Here is an 18,957-nt window from a genome sequence, read left to right as displayed (position 1 = left end):
CTGACCGCCCTGCTCAGCGGTCCTTCAGCGCCTGCTGGATCGTGCGCATCACCTCGTCGAGCGGCGCGTCCGTGCGCGCCACGGCGACCAGTACCTCGCCCTCCGTGGCCACCGTCGCGGCCGGGGTCTTCGACGGCTCGGCCGCCGCGGTCCTGCCGGCCCCGATCCCGGACCCGAAGGTGTCCCGGACGATCGCGAAGGCGTGGTCGAGCTGTGCCTCCACGTCACCCTGGCCGCCCGCCCGCAGCCAGCGCCGCAGCACGTGGTTGTGCGCGGTGACGACGGCCGATGCGGCGACCTCCGCCAACAGGGGGTCGTCATTGCCGACATGGTGGTCGCGCTCGTCGAAATGGCCCAGCAGATAGCGCGTGAACAGCCGCTCGTAGCGGGCCACCGAGGCGATCTCCGCCTCCCGCAGCGTGGGAACCTCGCGGGTCAGCTTGTAGCGCGCCACGGAGACGGCGGGCTTGGCCGCGTACATCCTCATGACTTCCTTGATGCCGCGGCAGACCGTGTCGAGCGGGTGCTCGTGCGCCGGTGCCGCGTTGAGGACGGCCTCGGCCCGTACGAGGGTGTCGTCGTGATCCGGGAAGATCGCCTCTTCCTTGGAGCGGAAGTGACGGAAGAACGTGCGCCGGGCGACGCCCGCGGCACCCGCGATCTCGTCGACCGTCGTCGCCTCGTAGCCCTTCGTGGCGAAGAGTTCCATCGCCGCGGCCGCCAGCTCACGGCGCATCTTGAGCCGTTGGGCGGCCGCGCGTGTGCCCGCGGCGGTTTCCGGGGCATCGGGCGCGGCTGAGGTACGGGTGGACCTGGCGGGCTGGGACATGGTGTGAACGTACTGCATCGGTGCGGGGGGCCGCGCCCGTGGGGGCGGGCCGCCGGAAGGTCCCAGCAGCCCGCCCCACCCCGCTCCCGGCTCCGAGGGGCCGGGAGCGGGGTTCGCGGCGTCATGGAGCCGGGGCACGCGCCCCGCGGCGTCGTCGTCGATCACGGGGTCCCCCGGCCCCCCGGCCGGTTCTCCGGCCGGGCGGCCCCCCGCCGGGCCCTCTCAGCGACGGGCATATTCGCGGAAACCGCGGCCCGTCTTGCGGCCGAGGCAGCCCGCGGCCACCAGATGTTCCAGGAGGGGTGCCGGGGCGAGGCCCGGGTCGCGGAACTCGCTGTGCAGGACCTTCTCGATGGCCAGCGAGACATCGAGCCCGACGACGTCCAGGAGCTCGAACGGCCCCATCGGGTAGCCGCCGCCCAGCTTCATGGCGGCGTCGATGTCGTCGAGGGTCGCGTAGTGCTCCTCGACCATCTTGATCGCGTTGTTGAGGTACGGGAACAGCAGCGCGTTCACGATGAAGCCCGCCCGGTCCCCGCAGTCCACCGGGTGCTTGCGCACCTTCGCGCAGACCTCGCGGACGGTGGCGTGGACGTCGTCGGCGGTCAGCACCGTGCGGACCACCTCGACCAGCTTCATCGCGGGCGCCGGATTGAAGAAGTGCATCCCGATCACGTCCTCGGGACGTGTGGTGGCCCGTGCGATGGCGATGACCGGCAGTGACGAGGTCGTGGTCGCCAGCACCGCACCGGGCCTGCAGACCTTGTCCAGCGTCGCGAACAGCTGCTGCTTGACCGCCAGGTCCTCGGCGACCGCCTCGACGGCGAGGTCCACGTCGGCGAAGGCGTCCAGCGACCCGGCGGCGGTGACGCGGGCGAGGGCCTCGTCCCTCGCCTCGGCGGTGAGCCGGCCCTTGGAGACCGACCGCTCCAGCGACTTCGCGATCCGGCCCTTGGCCGTGTCCGCCTTCTCCTGGCTGCGCGCGGCCAGCACGACGTCGTACCCGGCCTTCGCGAAGACCTCGGCGATGCCCGAGGCCATCGTCCCGGAGCCCGCGACACCCACGGAGCGCACCTCGCGGCCGGCGACGGCTCCCGAGACCTCCTTCGGCGTCAGCGCGTCAGGGACCACACTCTGGCCGCCCGGTGCGTCGTACGTGTAGAAACCGCGGCCCGCCTTGCGGCCTGTCAGACCCGCCTCGCTGAGCTGCTTGAGGATCGGGGCCGGGGCGTGCAGCCGGTCGTGCGACGCGGAGTACATGGCCTCCAGGACCGTACGCGCGGTGTCGACGCCTATCAGGTCGAGCAGGGCGAGCGGGCCCATCGGCAGCCCGCAGCCCAGCTTCATGGCGGCGTCGATGTCCTCGCGGGAGGCGTAGCTCGCCTCGTACATCGCGGCGGCCTGGTTGAGATAGCCGAACAGCAGGCCGTCCGCGACGAACCCGGGCCGGTCCCCGACCGCGACCGGCTCCTTGCCCAGCTCTCTGGCCAGCTGGGTGACGGTCTCGACGGCGGGCGGCGCGGTGAGCACGGAGGAGACCACCTCGACGAGCTTCATCGCGGGCGCCGGGTTGAAGAAGTGCAGGCCCAGCACCCGCTCGGGGTGCTGGGACTCGGCCGCCAGCCGGGTCACGGACAGCGCGTTCGTGCCCGTCGCCAGGATCGCGGTCGGGGAGACGATCGCGTCGAGGTCGCGGAAGACCTGCTGCTTTATCTCGTACGACTCGGGCACGACCTCGATGACCAGTTCCGCAGCGGCTGCGGCCTGCAGGTCGGTGAAGGTACGGAAGCGGGCGAGAACGTCGCTCCGCTCCTCCTCGGTGATCCGCTCGCGCACCACGGCGCGGGCGGTGGAGGCTTCCAGGGAGGCGACGGCCCGGCGGGCGGCCTCGTCACTGATGTCGATGCCGATGACCTCGCGGCCCGCACGGGCCAGGACCTCGGCAATGCCGGTCCCCATGGTGCCGAGACCGACGACGGCGATGGTGCTGAGCGGGGTGTCCATCACGGGACTCCAGGGTGAGTGACGACTGAAGAGGAAGCACGGGGCGCGCGAGGATAGGGAAACCGGGCGCGGAGCGTGCGCGAGCTGCATGTCGTGGTGCAGGGGCCGGGGCGCCACAGGCGTGCCCGGAACCGGGAAAGGGTGACGGACTCCGTCCCGAGTCGCGTCTCACAAAGCTGCCGAACCGACAAGCACTCCGGGTGGCTGCGTCACCAGGCCACCGGAGCCTGCGGGGTTGTGCCCCGCTCACATGAGGTTAACCGGCGAGTAACGAGCGCGCCAGCCCTGGGAGTCTGTGCACTGGACCACACTTTCCGGCCGCCCGGCCGCCCGACCGCGCCCGCACGTTCCGTGTCCGGAGATACGCTCAGCGTCATGGACGAGGAGTTCCGGTCGCTGACCGACCGGCTGCGCGACGAGGCGGGGGAGTCGGCGACGTACGACCGGCTCGTGGCCACCGACGACGATGAGGAGCTGGCCCTGGTCCTCGTGGAGCGGGGGCGCCCCCTGTGGGCGCGTGAGATCGCCGCGTTCCGGCTCGGCTGCTCGGGTGACCGCCGTGCCTTCGAGGCGCTGGTCCTCCTCCTCAACCACCGCGACCCCGAACGCTGCGTCTCCGCCGCCCACGCCCTGGTGCGTCTCGGCGACCCGCGCACGCCCCGGGCCGCCGCCGCCCTGGCCACCAACACCCTGCGCACGGCCTACGCGGTCCATCCCGTACGCCTGCTGACCGATCTGCGCGCACCCGAATCGGTGCCCGCCCTGGTGAGCACCCTGGAGCGACTGCTGAACCCGGACGAGCCGCACTGGCGCGTGGCCCTCGCCTGCGTGGAGGGACTGGGCCGACTGGGTGACAGTGCGGCCCGTCCCGTCCTCGAAGCGGCGCTCCCGCACCCCCGCATCGGCGGAGCCGCGGCCGAGGCCCTCGGCCGCCTGCCGGCCGGACGGTGAACGGCCGGCCGGCCATGGACGCGGGAGGTCCGGCCGGTCAGCCGCGGAAGCCGAGCATCCCGTGCAGGGCCTTGCCCTCGGAACCGCCACCGGCGCCGTCCGAGCTCCGCAGCGCCTTCTCCGCGGGCAGCGGCTTCGGCTCGGCGAGCGCCTCGCAGACGGCGTCCACCCGGCCCCCGTCGCCGCGCGGAACGGTGCCCTTGGCGAGGTAGTCCACCAGGTACGCGTCCAGGCAGGCGTTACCGCTGAGCGTGATGCCGTGGTTCCCGCCGCCCTGTTCGACGACCAGGCTGGAACCCTTCAGCTTGCGGTGCATGGTGAGACCGCCCTGGTACGGAGTGGCCGCGTCGTCGGTCGCCTGGAACAGCAGGGCGGGCGGGAGCTTGTGGTTGGTCACCCGCACCGGGTTCAGCGGCGCCACCGGCCAGGAGGCGCACGGCGCGTTGTACCAGGCGTTGTTCCAGGCCATGAACGGTGCCTTCGCGTGCACCGTCGAGGTGTCGTTGCGCCAGGTGTTCCAGTCCCGCGGCCACCCGGAGTCCCGGCACTGCACGGCCGTGTAGACGGAGTAGCTGTTCCCGCCGCCCGCACCGGTGGCGCCGAAGTTCCGGTACGCCGAGACGAGCGCGTCCTCGTCCTTGTCGTTGACGTACTCGGCGAACGCCTCGGCCAGATGGGGCCAGTAGCCGTCGTAGTAGCCGCCGGGCATGAAGGTGTCCTCCAGCTCGCTCGCCCCGACCTTGCCGCCGGCGGGCCGTGTCCGCAGGGACTCGCGCATGGCGTACCACGCGGATTCGACCTCCGCCGGGTCCTGGCCCAGGCCGTACGTCGTGTCGTGCTTCGAGACCCAGGCCAGGAACGCCTTGTGGCGGGCGTCGAACGCGTAGTCCTGGCTGAGGTTGTCGTCGTACCAGACGCCCTCGGGGTCGACGACGGAGTCGAGCACCAGCCGCCGGACCCGCTCGGGGAACAGCTTGGCGTAGACGGCGCCCAGGTAGGTGCCGTAGGAGTAGCCGAAGTAGTTGATCTGCCTCGCGTCCAGGGCCTCGCGGATCACGTCCAGGTCCTTCGCGGCGCTGACCGTGTCCATGTACGGCAGCAGGTCCCCGTGCTTCTCGCCGCACGCCGCGGCGAAGTTGGCGGCCCGCTCCCGGAGGGTCTGCTCGTCCTGGAAGGAGCGCGGTACGGAGTCGGGGCGCACCGGGTCGAAGTGCGTGGGGAGGCAGTTCAGCGCCGGGCGGCTCTTCCCGACGCCGCGCGGGTCGAAGCCGATCACGTCGTACTGCGCGGCGAGCTTCGCCGGGAGCGTGGAGGCCACGAACCCGGCCATCGAGAGGCCGCTGCCACCGGGGCCGCCCGGGTTGACCAGGAGCGGGCCCTGCGAGGTGGCGGCGGTGTGCGGGATCCGGGACAGCGCGAGCGTGACCTGACGGCCCGTCGGGCGGGCGTGGTCGAGCGGGGAGCGGACCGTCGCGCACTGCAGCGTCGGATACGTCTTGGTCGCGCAGCCGGTCCACTTGAGCGGTGCGGCACGCGGCCCGGGCTGCGCGGCGCCCGGCGCGCCCGTCCCGGTGTCGGTGGTCGCGGCGGACGGTACGGCGGTCACCAGACCCGCCACCGCCGCGCCGACGGCGACCAGAATTCCTGCACGTTTCGTCATACGGCCTCCCGAAGTGGAGGGAGCGCGGCCGAGGGTGCCGCTGCCCCCGCCGCATGTTCCCCGCATTCGCGCCCGGAAGGACATGTTCTGCAGAGAGTTGACCCGTTTGGACAGCGGGACACGCGTGTGCGGAGTGACGGGGGCGCCGCAGGTGACGTGGGTCGCGGTGAGTCAGAGAAGGGTCAGTTGGGTGGGTCCCTCCTCGGGGACCCCGGCGGCCGGCGGCGGACCCGTGGGCGGTGTGACGCGGCGGGACTCGCCCCGGTGCGCGGGGCCCATACCGTATTCGGCGGCCAGCTCGTGGACCCGGCGGGTGATCTGCCGCTGGTACCAGGTGGGCGCGTACGCCCCGTCCGCGTACATCCGCTCGTACCGGCTCACGAGATGGGGATGGTGAAGGCCGAGCCACTCCATGAACCACTCCCGGGCGCCCGGCCGCAGATGCAGGACGAGCGGGGTCACCGAGGTCGCTCCGGAGGCGGCGATCGCCCGCACCGTGGCACGCAGCTGCTCCGGGCTGTCGCCGAGGAACGGGATGACCGGTGCCATGAGGACGCCGCAGTCGATGCCGTTGTCGGTGAGGGTACGGATGACGTCGAGGCGGCGTTCGGGGGACGGGGTCCCCGGTTCGACCGTGCGCCAGAGCTCGGTGTCGACGAAACCGACCGACATGGAGACGCCGACCTCGGTGACCGCGGCGGACTGCTTCAGCAGCTCCAGGTCCCGGAGGATCAGTGTGCCCTTGGTCAGGATCGAGAAGGGGTTCGCGTGGTCGCGGAGGGCCGAGATGATGCCGGGCATCAGCCGGTAGCGGCCTTCGGCGCGCTGGTAGCAGTCGACGTTCGTCCCCATCGCGATGTGCGCGCCGTGCCAGCGGTGCGAGGCGAGGTGGCGGTTCAGCAGTTCGACGGCGTTGATCTTGACGACGATCTGGGAGTCGAAACCGAGCCCCGTGTCCAGGTCCAGATAGCTGTGGGTCTTGCGGGCGAAGCAGTACACGCAGGCATGGGAGCAGCCCCGGTACGGATTCACGGTCCATTCGAACGGCATCCGGCTCGCCCCTGGCACCCGGTTCACGATGGACCGGGCCCGCACCTCGTGAAAGGTGATGCCGCTGAATTCGGGTGTGTCGAACGTGCGCGTGGTCACCGCGTCCGCGGCGAAGAGCGCGCCGTTCCGGGCCGTTGTGGTGTTTTCGGCCAGATTGTCCCAGCGCATGGACACCTCCTTGGTAGCACTGACCAGAGAATAGAACACTTGTTCCCATGATCGTGCGCGACCGATTGTGCGTGAAGGCGATGCGGGTCCGATCGGGATTGCGGGGTCGAACGGGGTTTGCGGGGCCGATTTTGAGGGGCGTGCCCGAGGTGGTTGGCTCAGCACACCCCGAACAGTCGAGTGGTGGAGGAACTGGCATGGCGCAGGTCGAGGCAACGACGGAGCGGATCATCGCGGCGGACGCGGAGGCGGTGTTCGATGCGTTGGCCGACTACAAGGAGGTCCGGGGCAAGGTGATGACCGGTCACTTCAGTGAGTACGAGGTGCGCGAGGGCGGCGACGGCGAGGGCACCGTCGTGCACTGGAAGCTCCAGGCCACGAGCAAGCGCGTCCGTGACTGCCTGCTGGACGTCACCGAGCCGACCGACGGCAGGCTCGTCGAGAAGGACCGCAACTCCTCGATGGTCACCACCTGGACCGTCACCCCGGCAGGCGAGGGCAAGTCCCGCGCCGTCGTGTCGACCGTGTGGGACGGAGCCGGCGGCATCGGTGGTTTCTTCGAGCGGACCTTCGCGCCCAAGGGGCTCGGCCGCATCTACGACGAGCTGCTCCAGAACCTCGCCACCGAGGTCGAGAAGTAGCCTCCGGGCGCTGTCGGCCGGCCTCACCGGAACGGGTGGTTTTCCGGGACGGCCGGTTGTGCGCCGTAGTGCCTCCGACCGGCGCATAAGCCCTCCGAATGCGCCGGTCGTGCCCCCGGCCGTGTTTGCCCCGCCTTGCCGCGTGATGCGACAAATGGGCGGCGCAGATGCGACGAGGGGAGCGTTTCGTGGTGGGTGGGATCACTCTGGTGAAGGGCGAACCGAGTGGCACGGGGGACGCCGAGACGCAGACCGCGCCGCCCGCACCGCCGTCCGGCCGGGACACCGCACAGCTCGCCGCACCGCCATCGGAGATCAGCCACGGCCGGGTCCGGATGGTCTTCGTCGGGCTGATGCTCACCCTGCTGCTCGCGGCGCTCGACCAGATGATCGTCGCCACCGCGCTGCCGAAGATCGTCGGTGAGCTGCACGGCCTGGAGAAGATGTCCTGGGCGGTCACCGCCTATCTGCTGGCCTCCACGATCGGACTGCCGGTCTACGGGAAGCTCGGCGACCTCTTCGGCCGCAAGGGCGTCTTCCAGTTCGCGATCGTCGTGTTCGTCATCGGCTCGGCGCTGGCCGGCTGGTCCCGCACGATGGACGAGCTGATCGCCTTCCGCGCCATCCAGGGCATCGGCGGCGGCGGCCTCATGATCGGCGTCCAGGCCATCATCGCGGACATCGTCCCGCCCCGTGAGCGCGGCCGTTTCATGGGCCTCATCGGCGCTGTCTTCGGCCTCGCGTCCGTCGCGGGCCCACTCCTCGGGGGATTCTTCACCGACCACGCCTCCTGGCGCTGGTGCTTCTACATCAACGTGCCGTTCGGCCTCGTCACCTTCGTCGTCATCGCCGTCGTGCTGAAGCTCCCCAAGCCCGCGGTACGCCCGCGTCTCGACATCCTCGGCGCGGTGCTGCTCGCCGCCGCGTCCACCTGCCTCGTTCTGCTCACCAGCTGGGGCGGCACCGAGTACGACTGGGGCTCGCGCACCATCCTGGGACTCGCCGCCGGAGCTGCCGGAACGACTCTGCTGTTCCTCGCCGTGGAGCACCGTGCGCCCGAGCCGATCATTCCGCTCCACCTGTTCCGCGACTCGATCTTCAACATCACGGGTCTCGTCGGCGCGGTCATCGGCGTCGCCCTCTTCGGCGCGGCCAGCTATCTGCCGACGTACCTGCAGATGGTCGACGGGGCGTCCGCCACCGAGTCGGGACTGCTGATGCTGCCGATGATGGGCGGCATCGTCGGCGCGTCCGTCGTCTCCGGACAGCTGATCTCCCGTACCGGCCGCTACCGCGTCTACCCCCTGGCCGGCAGCGCGGTCTCGGCCGTCGGCATGTGGCTGCTCTCCCGGCTCGAAACCGGTACGTCCCGCTTCGAGTACAGCATCGCGCAGGCCGTCCTCGGGCTCGGGATCGGCCTGGTCATGCCCGTGCTGGTGCTCGCCGTCCAGAACTCCGTCCGCCCCGCCGACCTCGGCACCGCGACCAGCGCCAACAACTACTTCCGGCAGATCGGCGGCAGCGTCGGCGCCGCGATCTTCGGAACGCTCTTCGCCGGGCGGCTCTCGGACGCCCTCGACGTACGGCTCCCGACGGGCGTCGGGCTCCCCGACCCCGAGTCGATCACCCCGCAGCTCGTCCACGCCATGGAACCGGCTCTGCGTGACGCCTACATCCAGGCGTACGCCGACGCGATGCCGCGGATCTTCCTGTACCTGGTGCCGGTCCTTCTGCTGGGCCTGTTCCTCGCCTTCTTCCTCAAGGAGAAACCGCTGGTGTCCCATCCCACCCCCGCCACGGCGGACGACATGGCGACCGGCCGGGTGCCCGTGCCCGCCGCACGTACGAACTCCGTCACGGTGACGGTCGGTCACTCCTCCGGTGTGCCGGTCTGCGGTTACGTCCAGCACCCCGACGGCACCAAGGTCCCGCGGGCCGCCCTCACTCTCGTCGACGGCCACGGGAAGCAGGCCGGACGGGGCGCCAGCGGCGACGACGGACGGTACGCGCTGAGCGTGCCCGGCTCCGGTTCGTACGTCCTGATCGCGGCAGCGGGCGGGCACCAGCCGCAGGCCGTCAGCGTCACCGTAGGCGACCGGCCCGTGGAGCTGGACGTGGTCCTCGGCGGCGCGGGCCGGCTCGCCGGTTCGGTCGTCACGGCCGACGGAACCCCGGTGCGGGACGCCGCGGTGACCCTCACCGACGTGCGCGGCGAAGTCGTCGCGAGCGCCCGCACGGGCCGCGAGGGCGGCTACGTGATGACGGAGCTGGTGGCGGGCGAGTACACCCTCGCCGCCGGCGCCCCGGCCTTCCGTCCGGCGGCCCTGCCGGTCAGTGTGCAGGCGGCCCGGGAGACCCGGCAGGACATCGAACTGGCCGGCGGCGCCGTCCTGCGCGGAACCGTACGCGCCGGCGGCGGACGGCCCTTGGAGGACGCCCGGGTCACCCTGCTCGACGCCGCGGGCAACGTGGTCGACACCCTCACGACGGGGCCGGACGGGACCTTCCGGTTCGTCGACCTGTCATCGGGGGAGTACACGGTGATCGCCGCCGGCTACCCGCCGGTGGCGACGGTCCTGAGGATGGCGGGCGGCGGCCGGACCGAGCGTGACCTCCAGCTCGGGCACGAGGACTGAGCGGGAGGGGGCCAAGGGCCGCCCCGCGCCCTCAGCCCCGGCCGTCCGTACCGACCAAGGTCATGAGGGCCCGCGCGCCGGGGCTCATCGCCTGGACCGGCGGGAGCACCACCACACTCTCGTACACCGGCCGGTGCGGGCCCAGCGGTTCCACCACCACCAGCCGCCCGGCCTCGGGCTTGCGGGCGAAGTGCTGCGGCACCACCGCGATGCCCAGCCTCTCGTGGACGAGGTCCAGGAGGCTGTGCACGTCGTTCACCTCGAGCGCCACCGTGCGGCGCACCCCCGCTGCCGCGAACGCCTCGTCCGCGGCCCGCCGGGGGCCCCAGTCCGGATGGAAGTCGATGAACGACTCGCCGGCCAGGTCCGTCCACGTCACCGAGGCGGCCCGCGCGAACCGGTGGCCCGGGGCGCACAGCACGACCATCGGCTCACGGGCCAGCGGCATCAGCTCGCCGCGCCACTCCAGCGGACTGACCGTGGCGGCGAAGGCGATGTCGAGCCGTCCGCCCGCCACCCCGTCGAGCAGACTGGACGTGCCCTCCTGCCGGAGCCGGAGTTCCATGTGCGGATGCGCCCGGTGGAAGGCCGCCAGCAGCTGGGCGGGGCTGACACCGGCCACGCACTGCTCGACCCCCACGGTCAGCGTGCCGCGCAGCAGCCCCCGGACGGCGTCCACCGCGTCCTTCGCCGCCCGCGCCCCCGCCAGCGTGCGCTCCGCCTCGACGAGCAGGGCCCGCCCCGCCTCGGTGAGCCGGACCGAGCGCGTCGTCCGGCTGAACAACGGCGTCCTCAGCTCCTGTTCCAGCGCCCGCACGGACGCGGACAGCCCGGACTGGGACACGGCGAGGCGCTCGGCGGCGCGGGTGAAGTGCTGCTCCTCGGCGACGGCCACGAAGTGCTCAAGCTGACGCAGTTCCATGATTGAGAAATGTAGGCGATGAATCCGACCGGAATCTCCTGTTGGACTGCTGGATCGTTCTGCGCAAGCCTGGGGGCGCGCACCGAGCCCGGCGCGTAGCCAGGACCTCTCCCGTGGAGCCCGCGTATGTACGTCCCGTCGGCCGACCGATACTCCGCCATGCCGTACCGGCGAACAGGACGCAGCGGACTGCTGCTCCCCGCGCTGTCCCTCGGGCTGTGGCACAACTTCGGCGGCGACCGGAATCCCGAGGACCAGGGCCGCATCCTGCGCAGGGCCTTCGACCTCGGGATCACCCACTTCGACCTCGCGAACAACTACGGACCGCCGCCCGGTTCCGCCGAGATCACCATGGGCCGCGCCCTGAAGACGGACTTCGCGCACCTGCGGGACGAGATCGTCATCTCGACCAAGGCGGGCTACGGCATGTGGGACGGTCCGTACGGGGAGTGGGGATCGCGCAAGTACCTGCGATCGTCCCTCGACCAGAGCCTGACCCGGCTCGGTCTCGACTACGTCGACATCTTCTACTCCCACCGGCCCGACCCCGGGACCCCGCTCGAAGAGACGATGGGTGCGCTCGACACCGCGGTGCGCCAGGGCAAGGCGCTGTACGCCGGTATCTCCAACTACTCGCCCGAGCAGACCCGTGAGGCCGCCCGCATCCTGCGGGAGCTCGGCACCCCGCTGCTGATCCACCAGCCGCGCTACTCGATGCTGGACCGCCGGCCCGAGGAGGAGGGGCTGCTGAGCGCCCTGGACGAGCTGGGTACCGGCTCGATCGCCTACTCGCCGCTGGAGCAGGGCATCCTCTCCGACCGCTATCTGCGCGGTATCCCCGAGGGCTCGCGCGCGGCCGGCTCCAGCCCGTTCCTGACTCCGGACGCCGTCACGCCGGAGCTGGTGCGCCGGCTGGGCGCCCTCGACCAGGTGGCCAAGGAGCGCGGCCAGACCCTGGCGCAGCTGGCCCTGGCCTGGGTGCTGCGAGGCGGCCGGGTCACCTCCGCCGTGGTCGGCGCGAGCAGCGTCGCCCAGCTGGAGAGCAGCGTCGGCGCCGTGGCGAACCTGGAGTTCGGCGACGAGGAGCTGGCCAGGATCGAGGAGATCCTCACCGCCGTCTGACGCGTACCGTCAGAGCCAGCCGTTGCGGCGGAATCCCCGGTGGATGACGAAGCAGGCGGTGGCCATGAGGCCGACGACGAACGGATACCCGTAGGTCCACCGCAGCTCCGGCATGTACTCGAAGTTCATTCCGTACACCCCGCAGACCATGGTGGGTACGGCGATGACGGCGGCCCATGCCGTGATCTTGCGCATGTCCTCGTTCTGGGCCACGGTCACCTGTGCCAGATGGGCCTGGAGCACCGAGTCGAGCAGCGCGTCGAAGGAGACGATCTGGTCCGTCGTACGGGCCAGATGCTCCGCGACGTCGCGGAAGTACGGCTGGAACTCCGGGCCCACCGGCTCCACCGGGCGCTCCGCCAGACCCTGGAGCGGCCGGCTCAACGGCGCCACCGCCCGCTTGAACTCCATGAGCTCACGCTTGAGCTGGTAGATGCGCCCGGCGTCGCCCCGGCCAGTCTGCTCACTGAAGACCGCGGTCTCCACCGCGTCGATGTCGTGCTGCACCGCGTCGGCGACCAGCAGATAGTTGTCGACGACCTGGTCGGCTATCGCGTGCAGCACCGCGGCGGGCCCCTTGGCCAACTGCTCCGGGTCCGCCTCCAGGGCCTCCCTGAGCGGTCCGAGCGAACCGTGGCTGCCGTGCCGCACCGTGATCACGAAGTCGGCGCCCGTGAAGATCATGATCTCACCGGTGTCCACCACCTCGCTGGTGGCGGTGAGTTGCTCGTGTTCGACGTAGCCGCAGGTCTTGAAGACGGCGAACAGCATGTCCTCGTACCGCTGAATCTTCGGCCGCTGGTGGGCGCTCACCGCGTCGTCGACGGCCAGCGGGTGCAGCCCGAACAGCTCGGCGACACCGGCGAACTCCTCGGCGGACGGCTCGTGCAGACCGAGCCAGACGAAACCGCGCCCCACGCGCCGGACCCGGTCCAGTGCCTCGTCCGCCGGGCAGGCGACCGGATGCCGGACACCGTCCTCGTACAGCACGCAGTTGACGACCGCGCTCCCCAGAGGCGAGCGTGCGGGGTGGCTGAGGTCAACCCGGGGCCGGCGGGTACGGCGTACCGCATGGCGTAGTTTGCGGACGATCGGCACAGCGGGACTCCTTCACGCGCGGGCGGCCAGTGTGCCATCCGGGCATCCGGCGCCGAGGGGTGGCCCGGAGGCTGCGGCAGGTCCCGCTGAGGCGTCGGCGCCGGAGCCACCGCGGATCCCCTCGGTGCCCGTCTCGCGCGCGTCGCCGAGCACCGCGCCGTAACCGCCGCCGGCCGGTGCACCGGCCCTCACCGGGCACAGCCTGCCACCGGACGTCCCGCTACGCGGTCGTGCCGCTCGCCCGGGGCGGGCGGAGGGTGTAAAAAGAGGGCATGGCCGGACGCTACGGCCGCCCGCGCTCGGTTCTCAAGATGCGGACCGTCGCCGGTCAGGTCTTTCTCCTGCAAGTGGCGATCGTGGTGCTGCTGGTCGCCGCTGCCGTGGCCGCGCTCGTTCTCCAGTCCCGGGCCGACAGCGACAGGGAGGCCCGCAACCGGTCCGTAGCGGTGGCAGAGACCTTCGCCAACGCCCCGGGCACCGCGGCCGCGCTGAAGGGCCCCGACCCCACCGCCGTGCTCCAGCCGGCTGCCGAGGAGGCCCGAAAACGCTCCGGGGTCGACTTCATCGTCGTGCTGAACACCGACGCCATCCGCTACACCCACCCGCTGCCCGACCGCATCGGCAAGAAGTTCGTCGGCAACGTGGAGCCCGCCCTGCGCGGTGGCGTCGTCGTCGAGCGGATCACCGGCACCATCGGGCCGCTGGTGCAGGCCGTGGTGCCGGTCACCGGCCCGGACGGCACCGTCGTGGGACTGGTGTCCGCCGGGATCACCATCGAGCGCGTGAGTGGTGTGGTGAAGGATCAGTTCCCCCTGCTGTTCGGCTCCGCCGCCGGAATCCTGGTCCTCGCCACGGGCGGCACGGCGCTCGTCAGCCGGCGCCTGCGCCGTCAGACACACGGTCTCGGACCCACCGAGATGACCCGGATGTACGAGCATCACGACGCCGTCCTGCACGCCGTACGGGAGGGCGTGGTCATCGTCGGCGGCGACGGCCGGCTCATGCTCGCCAACGACGAGGCGCGCAGGCTGCTGGGTCTGCCGCCGGACGTGGACGGGCGTACGGTCCCCGAGCTGGGCCTCGACCCGGTCACCACGGAACTGCTCGACTCCGGCCGCATCGTGACCGACGAGCTGTACCCGGTCGGCGACCGCCTGCTGGCCGTCAACCAGAGGTCGACGGACACGAACGGCGGACCGCCAGGCAGCGTGACGACCCTGCGCGACACCACCGAACTGCGCGCCCTGACGGGCCGGGCCGATATGGCGCGGGGACGGCTGAATCTGCTCTACGAGGCCGGGGCGGAGATCGGCACCACCCTCGACGTGGTGCGTACCTGCGAGGAACTCGCCGGTTTCGCCGCTGCCAGCTTCTGCGACCTCGCCACCGTGGACGTCGTCGAGGCCGTGCTCCAGGGGGAGGAACCGGCCGCCATCCGCGGCGGAACCGAGATGCGGCGCACGGCCCTCAGCGGCGAACGCGAGGACATGGGCCTGCAGCCGGTCGGCTCCACCCTCCGGTTCATGCCGACCACACCCACGGGGTCAGGACTGGGCCGGGGTGAGGCCGTCCTCGAAACGGATCTGGGGGACTTCACGGGGTGGCAGGAGCAGGACCCCGAGAGTGCCCGGAGGCTCGTCGACAACGGCGTCCACTCCAAGATCGCGGTACCGCTGCGCGCCCGCGGCGCCGTCCTGGGCGTGGCGATGTTCTGGCGCTCGGCCAACCCTGCGCCCTTCGACGAGGAGGACCTGTCCCTGGCCGAGGAACTGGTCGCCCGCGCCGCCGTCAGCATCGACAACGCACGCCGCTACTCGCGCGAGCACGCCATGGCGGTGACCCTGCAGCGAAGCCTGCTGCCGCACGGCCTTCCCGAGCAGAACGCCCTCGACGTCGCCTACCGCTACCTGCCCGCGCACGCAGGGCGCGGCGGCGTGGGCGGCGACTGGTTCGACATCATCCCGCTGCCCGGCGCGCGGGTCGCTCTCGTGGTGGGCGACGTCGTCGGCCACGGACTCCACGCCGCCGCCACCATGGGGCGGCTGCGCACAGCGGTCCACAACTTCTCCACCCTGGACCTCCCGCCCGGCGAGATCCTCTGGCACCTGGACGAACTGGTCGCCCGCATCGACCAGGACGAGGCATTCGACCCGGCCGAGGCGGCGGTCACCGGAGCCACCTGCCTCTACGCGATCTACGACCCGGCCTCCGGACGCTGCACGATGGCCCGGGCCGGTCACCTTCAGCCGGTTGTCGTCCAGCGGGACGGCACCGCCGAGTTCGCCGACGTACCAGGCGGCCCACCGCTCGGCCTCGGCGGTCTTCCCTTCGAGACCCTCGACGTCGTGCTCCCCGAGGGCAGCGAACTGGTGCTCTACACGGACGGGCTCGTCGAGGACCGCCGGCGTGACATCGACGAAGGACTGGAGCTGCTGCGCCGCACCCTCGCCGATCACGCGGCCGACCTGCCGGAGGTCACCTGCGAGGCGGTCGTCCGCACGCTGGTGAGCGACCCCGCGCGCGACGACATCGCGCTGCTCGTCGGCCGTACGCACCGGCTCGACGCGGAGGACGTGGCCGACTGGGACGTGGAGTCCGATCCCTCGGCGGTCTCTCTCGTACGGGCCGATGTGTGCCGCAAGCTGACCGAGTGGGGACTGACCGAGGAGTCCTTCACCACCGAGCTGATCCTGAGTGAGCTGGTCACCAACGCCATTCGCCACGCGGCCGGTCCCATCCGCGTACGGCTGATCCGTGACCGCTCGCTGATCTGCGAGGTCTCCGACCGCAGCAGCACCTCGCCCCACCTGCGGCAGGCTGCCACCACCGACGAGGGGGGCCGCGGACTGTTCCTGGTCGCCCAGTTCGCCGACCGGTGGGGGACCCGCTACACCGACGACGGCAAGGTCATCTGGACGGAACAGACGCTGGCTGCGGCTCCTCCACCACCACACGTCCGACGGGGGGTGTGAGTACGCCGCACGGACGGGCCCGTGATCAGCCGGTTCCGTCCGCCGGTGCCGACGGCTCCGGCGAGGGCAGTTCGCTGGTGCAGGTGCTGCGTCCGAAGACCCCCGACGCGGTGGAGCGTTGGACGTGCTTGCCGCCGACGGCGAGTGTGCAGCTCGCCTCGCCGCCCTTCTCGCCGAGGGTGATGCTGACGATGGGCGACGTGCCGAGCGGCACGTTCACCGTCTTCCTCCACGGGAGTTCGGCGTTCTCCACGAGGCTGGCGCGGTCGCCCTCGCCGTCTCCGCGATAGGAGATGTCGGCGACGCCCTTGCCCACCACTTCGTACGTCACGGCGGCCGTGGGCACGGTGGATTCCCTGTCGGCCTCTTCGCTGCCGGTGTCGAGAATTCCGTAGGTGATGAGCGCGCCGCAGGCGAGCAGCAGTGCCGCGGCGACGGCGATGCCGCGACGGTCGGGGCTCAGGGACGACTTCCCGGATGTAGCCGGGGATTCGGACCGTTCCGGGTGTTCCGACGGTTCCGAATGTTCCGGCTGTTCGGGGTCGGTTGATTCCTGCGTTGTGGGCATGGCCGCGCTTTCGGTCGAAGCGAGTTCGCCCTGGGTTATACACCATCCGAATCGACAGATGCCAGGGTGCGGAAGAACCGGGCGAATCGGGGCGCCCTTTCCCTTGAGGGGTGTCAAATACCCCGTATTACGGCCTCCCTTGACCAGGCTTCGAAGAATCGGCTAGACAGCGTCCGACCTTGATCGACACGTCTCCGGCGAGGCCACTTTTCCCATGTACGGGGGGTGGTCCGGTTGTCATGCCCGGAGACGGGCCGCTCGGGTCCGTCTTGAGTGCGACCGGCAGGGGGGTCTTGCCGGCGTGCCGATGAAGGGAATGGCGTGAAAGCGAGATTCGGGCGGGCTGTAGCCTGCCTCGTGGTTTCGGCGGTCGCTTCCACCATGATTCCTCAAGTCGCTTATGCGGCTGAGGTTTCGGGTGATGAGGGTGACGGAATTGTCGATTCCTTCAAGGGGTGGTTCTCCGACGGAGATGGCGGTGACGGCTCTGAGGGACCGTCGACCGGTGGGATTCCCACGTTGCCGAGCCGGGAGAAGTTGCCGGTCGGGAAGGTGGCGCCGAAGGCGAAGCGTGTCGCTGAGCTGACGGGCCGGCGGACGGCGAACGAGCGGTTCTGGCAGTTGTCGGACGGCCGGGTGCAGGCCGAGGTGTCGGTCACGCCGACGGGTTACCGGTCGGGGAAGTCGTTCAAGGACATCGATGCGACGGTCCGGCCGTCCGATGCCAAGGGTTTCGCTCTGGCGAACACGACGAACGCGGCGCGTAGCTGGTTCGGTACGGACGCGGAGCGGCTGCTGAAGTTCGAGGCCGAGGGTCACACGGTGACGCTGGGTCTGGAGGGTGCGGGCAAGCTCGCGCCGGTGGCCGACGGCAACACCGTGACGTACAAGAACGCCGTGCCGGGCGCGGACCTCTCCTATGTGGTGGGCCCGGGCCGGGTCAAGGAGAACATCGTCCTGGCCCAGCGGCCGGCCGGTCCGGTGAAGTTCACGTTCACCCTGGATGCGGGTGGTCTGACGCCGAAGTCGGGCAAGGACGGCTCGGTCGAGCTGTACGGTGACGCGCCGAATCCGGTGCTGGTGATTCCTGCCGCGTTCATGACGGACGCGAAGAGGAATGCTGCCGCTCCGTACGGCGGCGGTTACAGCTCGTCGGTGGAGCAGAAGCTCACCAAAGCCGGTAAGGGCTGGAAGCTGACGGTCATTCCGGATGCGAGGTGGCTGGCCGCGAAGGAGCGGGTGTATCCGGTCACGGTCGATCCGACGATCACGATCGCGCCGACGCCGTCTTCGGCGCAGGACGTGATGATCTCGTCGGACGGTCCGGCGTCGAACTATGACGACAACTGGCGTCTGTCGGTGGGTAACACCACGACGGGTTCCTCTCGTGCGCTGCTGCGGTTCCCGCTGGGCACGGTTCCGGCGGGCACCAAGCTGGACTCGGCGGATCTGAAGCTGTATTACGACCAGACGCATACCTCGGGTGACACCGAGGTGCAGCTGGAGGCGCACCGGGCGACGCAGCCGTGGACGGAGGCGGGTGCGACGTGGAACAGCGCGAACACGTTCACCGGTGAGCTGTCGGGTACTTCGGTCGTCGTGGATGACGGTGATGCGGGGCGTACCGCGGCGGTGGGTGCCTGGCCCGCGTCGGGGAACACGGCGTACACCCAGTACGCGACGAACCTGGACTACCTGTACAACAAGGACACGGTGGTTGGGGACACCTATACCTGGCAGCCGAGTCTGCCGGAGGACGGTGACTACCAGGTCGAGGCGCATTACGTCCCGGCCACCGACCGTGCCACGAACGTCCCGTACACCGTGACGTACAACGGTGGCAGCAAGGCGTACACGGTCAATCAGCAGGCCGGCACCGCGGGTGTGTGGAAGACGCTGGGGACGCACCCGTTCAAGGCGGGCACCCTGGGCAAGGTCGTCCTGGGTGACGCTCCCGCCTCGACCACGACGACCGTGCTGGCGGACTCGGTGCGGTTCACGAAGGGCGGTGTCGTCACGAAGAAGCCGGGTGAGCTCAACACCTGGCACACCTTCCCCGTCACCAAGACCGTCCAGTCCTGGATCGACGGCACGAACACCAACAACGGTTTCGTGATCAAGGCCGGTGACGAGAGCGCCAACGGGCCCAAGGGCGGGCCGCGTTACGAGGGAAGCGAGTTCGGGTACGCGGGCGAGTCCGCGAACTACCCGAAGCTGGTGCTGACCTACGGCCGCCAGGGTGTCGACCTCGCCACCCCGACCACGATCCACGACACCGGCGCCGAGCTGAACTGGTCCACGTACACCGACCCGTCGGCTGCGAGCACGGACGACGA

The 18,957-nt window shown here is 70.7% G+C and carries 13 protein-coding genes; 6 read left to right on the top strand and 7 right to left on the bottom strand.

The window, feature by feature from the left end; all coding sequences use genetic code 11:
• Positions 1–13: 13 nt before the first annotated feature.
• The gene (locus AB0C82_RS06865) at positions 14–829 is read right to left on the bottom strand and encodes a TetR family transcriptional regulator (protein ID WP_362837127.1); all 816 of its coding nucleotides are present in this window, start codon (positions 827–829) and stop codon (positions 14–16) included.
• Positions 830–1,051: 222 nt separating this feature from the next.
• Positions 1,052–2,833 carry a 3-hydroxybutyryl-CoA dehydrogenase gene (locus AB0C82_RS06860; RefSeq protein ID WP_362837125.1) on the bottom strand — a complete coding sequence of 594 codons (1,782 nt, stop codon included), beginning with the start codon at positions 2,831–2,833 and terminating at the stop codon, positions 1,052–1,054.
• 375 nt (positions 2,834–3,208) lie between these two features.
• Here AB0C82_RS06860 and AB0C82_RS06855 point away from each other — a divergent pair, with 375 nt between their 5' ends.
• Positions 3,209–3,784, top strand: a complete 576-nt coding sequence (locus AB0C82_RS06855) for an adenylosuccinate lyase (protein WP_362837123.1) — start codon at positions 3,209–3,211, stop codon at positions 3,782–3,784.
• Between the two features lie 37 nt (positions 3,785–3,821).
• Here AB0C82_RS06855 and AB0C82_RS06850 read toward each other — a convergent pair whose 3' ends face one another.
• The gene (locus AB0C82_RS06850; protein WP_362837121.1) at positions 3,822–5,444 is read right to left on the bottom strand and encodes an alpha/beta hydrolase; all 1,623 of its coding nucleotides are present in this window, start codon (positions 5,442–5,444) and stop codon (positions 3,822–3,824) included.
• Positions 5,445–5,615: 171 nt separating this feature from the next.
• Positions 5,616–6,662 carry an Rv2578c family radical SAM protein gene (locus AB0C82_RS06845; protein WP_362837119.1) on the bottom strand — a complete coding sequence of 349 codons (1,047 nt, stop codon included), beginning with the start codon at positions 6,660–6,662 and terminating at the stop codon, positions 5,616–5,618.
• A gap of 197 nt (positions 6,663–6,859) precedes the next feature.
• On the opposite strand from AB0C82_RS06845, the gene AB0C82_RS06840 reads away from it, so the two are divergent.
• Together AB0C82_RS06840 and AB0C82_RS06835 are read left to right on the top strand one after the other, a co-directional pair.
• Complete coding sequence (locus tag AB0C82_RS06840; protein WP_362837117.1) at positions 6,860–7,303, top strand: SRPBCC family protein; 444 nt, start codon at positions 6,860–6,862, stop codon at positions 7,301–7,303.
• A gap of 188 nt (positions 7,304–7,491) precedes the next feature.
• Positions 7,492–9,939: a DHA2 family efflux MFS transporter permease subunit gene (locus tag AB0C82_RS06835; RefSeq protein ID WP_362837115.1), complete on the top strand. Its 2,448-nt coding sequence runs from the start codon at positions 7,492–7,494 to the stop codon at positions 9,937–9,939.
• 31 nt (positions 9,940–9,970) lie between these two features.
• On the opposite strand, the gene AB0C82_RS06830 is transcribed toward AB0C82_RS06835, so the two are convergent.
• The gene (locus tag AB0C82_RS06830) at positions 9,971–10,861 is read right to left on the bottom strand and encodes a LysR family transcriptional regulator (RefSeq protein WP_362837114.1); all 891 of its coding nucleotides are present in this window, start codon (positions 10,859–10,861) and stop codon (positions 9,971–9,973) included.
• A 126-nt stretch (positions 10,862–10,987) separates the two neighbouring features.
• Between AB0C82_RS06830 and AB0C82_RS06825 the strand changes: the two genes are divergently transcribed.
• A complete protein-coding gene (locus AB0C82_RS06825) occupies positions 10,988–11,983 on the top strand; it encodes an aldo/keto reductase (protein WP_362837112.1) in 996 nt (331 codons plus the stop codon).
• Between the two features lie 9 nt (positions 11,984–11,992).
• Here the strand turns inward: AB0C82_RS06825 and AB0C82_RS06820 are convergent, their stop codons facing one another.
• Positions 11,993–13,081 carry a CorA family divalent cation transporter gene (locus AB0C82_RS06820; protein WP_362837110.1) on the bottom strand — a complete coding sequence of 363 codons (1,089 nt, stop codon included), beginning with the start codon at positions 13,079–13,081 and terminating at the stop codon, positions 11,993–11,995.
• Positions 13,082–13,353: 272 nt separating this feature from the next.
• On the opposite strand from AB0C82_RS06820, the gene AB0C82_RS06815 reads away from it, so the two are divergent.
• Entirely contained in the window at positions 13,354–16,053 is a 2,700-nt protein-coding gene (locus AB0C82_RS06815; RefSeq protein ID WP_362837108.1) for a SpoIIE family protein phosphatase, read from the top strand.
• Positions 16,054–16,078: 25 nt separating this feature from the next.
• Here the strand turns inward: AB0C82_RS06815 and AB0C82_RS06810 are convergent, their stop codons facing one another.
• Positions 16,079–16,621, bottom strand: coding sequence for a hypothetical protein (locus AB0C82_RS06810; RefSeq protein ID WP_362837106.1), 543 nt, complete (start codon positions 16,619–16,621; stop codon positions 16,079–16,081).
• A gap of 519 nt (positions 16,622–17,140) precedes the next feature.
• Between AB0C82_RS06810 and AB0C82_RS06805 the strand changes: the two genes are divergently transcribed.
• Positions 17,141–18,957: DNRLRE domain-containing protein (locus AB0C82_RS06805; RefSeq protein WP_362837105.1), on the top strand; the 1,817-nt coding region annotated here is incomplete at its 3' end.

It is taken from the genome of Streptomyces sp. NPDC048560 (assembly GCF_040650955.1).
Taxonomy (GTDB): domain Bacteria; phylum Actinomycetota; class Actinomycetes; order Streptomycetales; family Streptomycetaceae; genus Streptomyces.
This window is presented reverse-complemented; position numbering and strand designations above follow the sequence as displayed.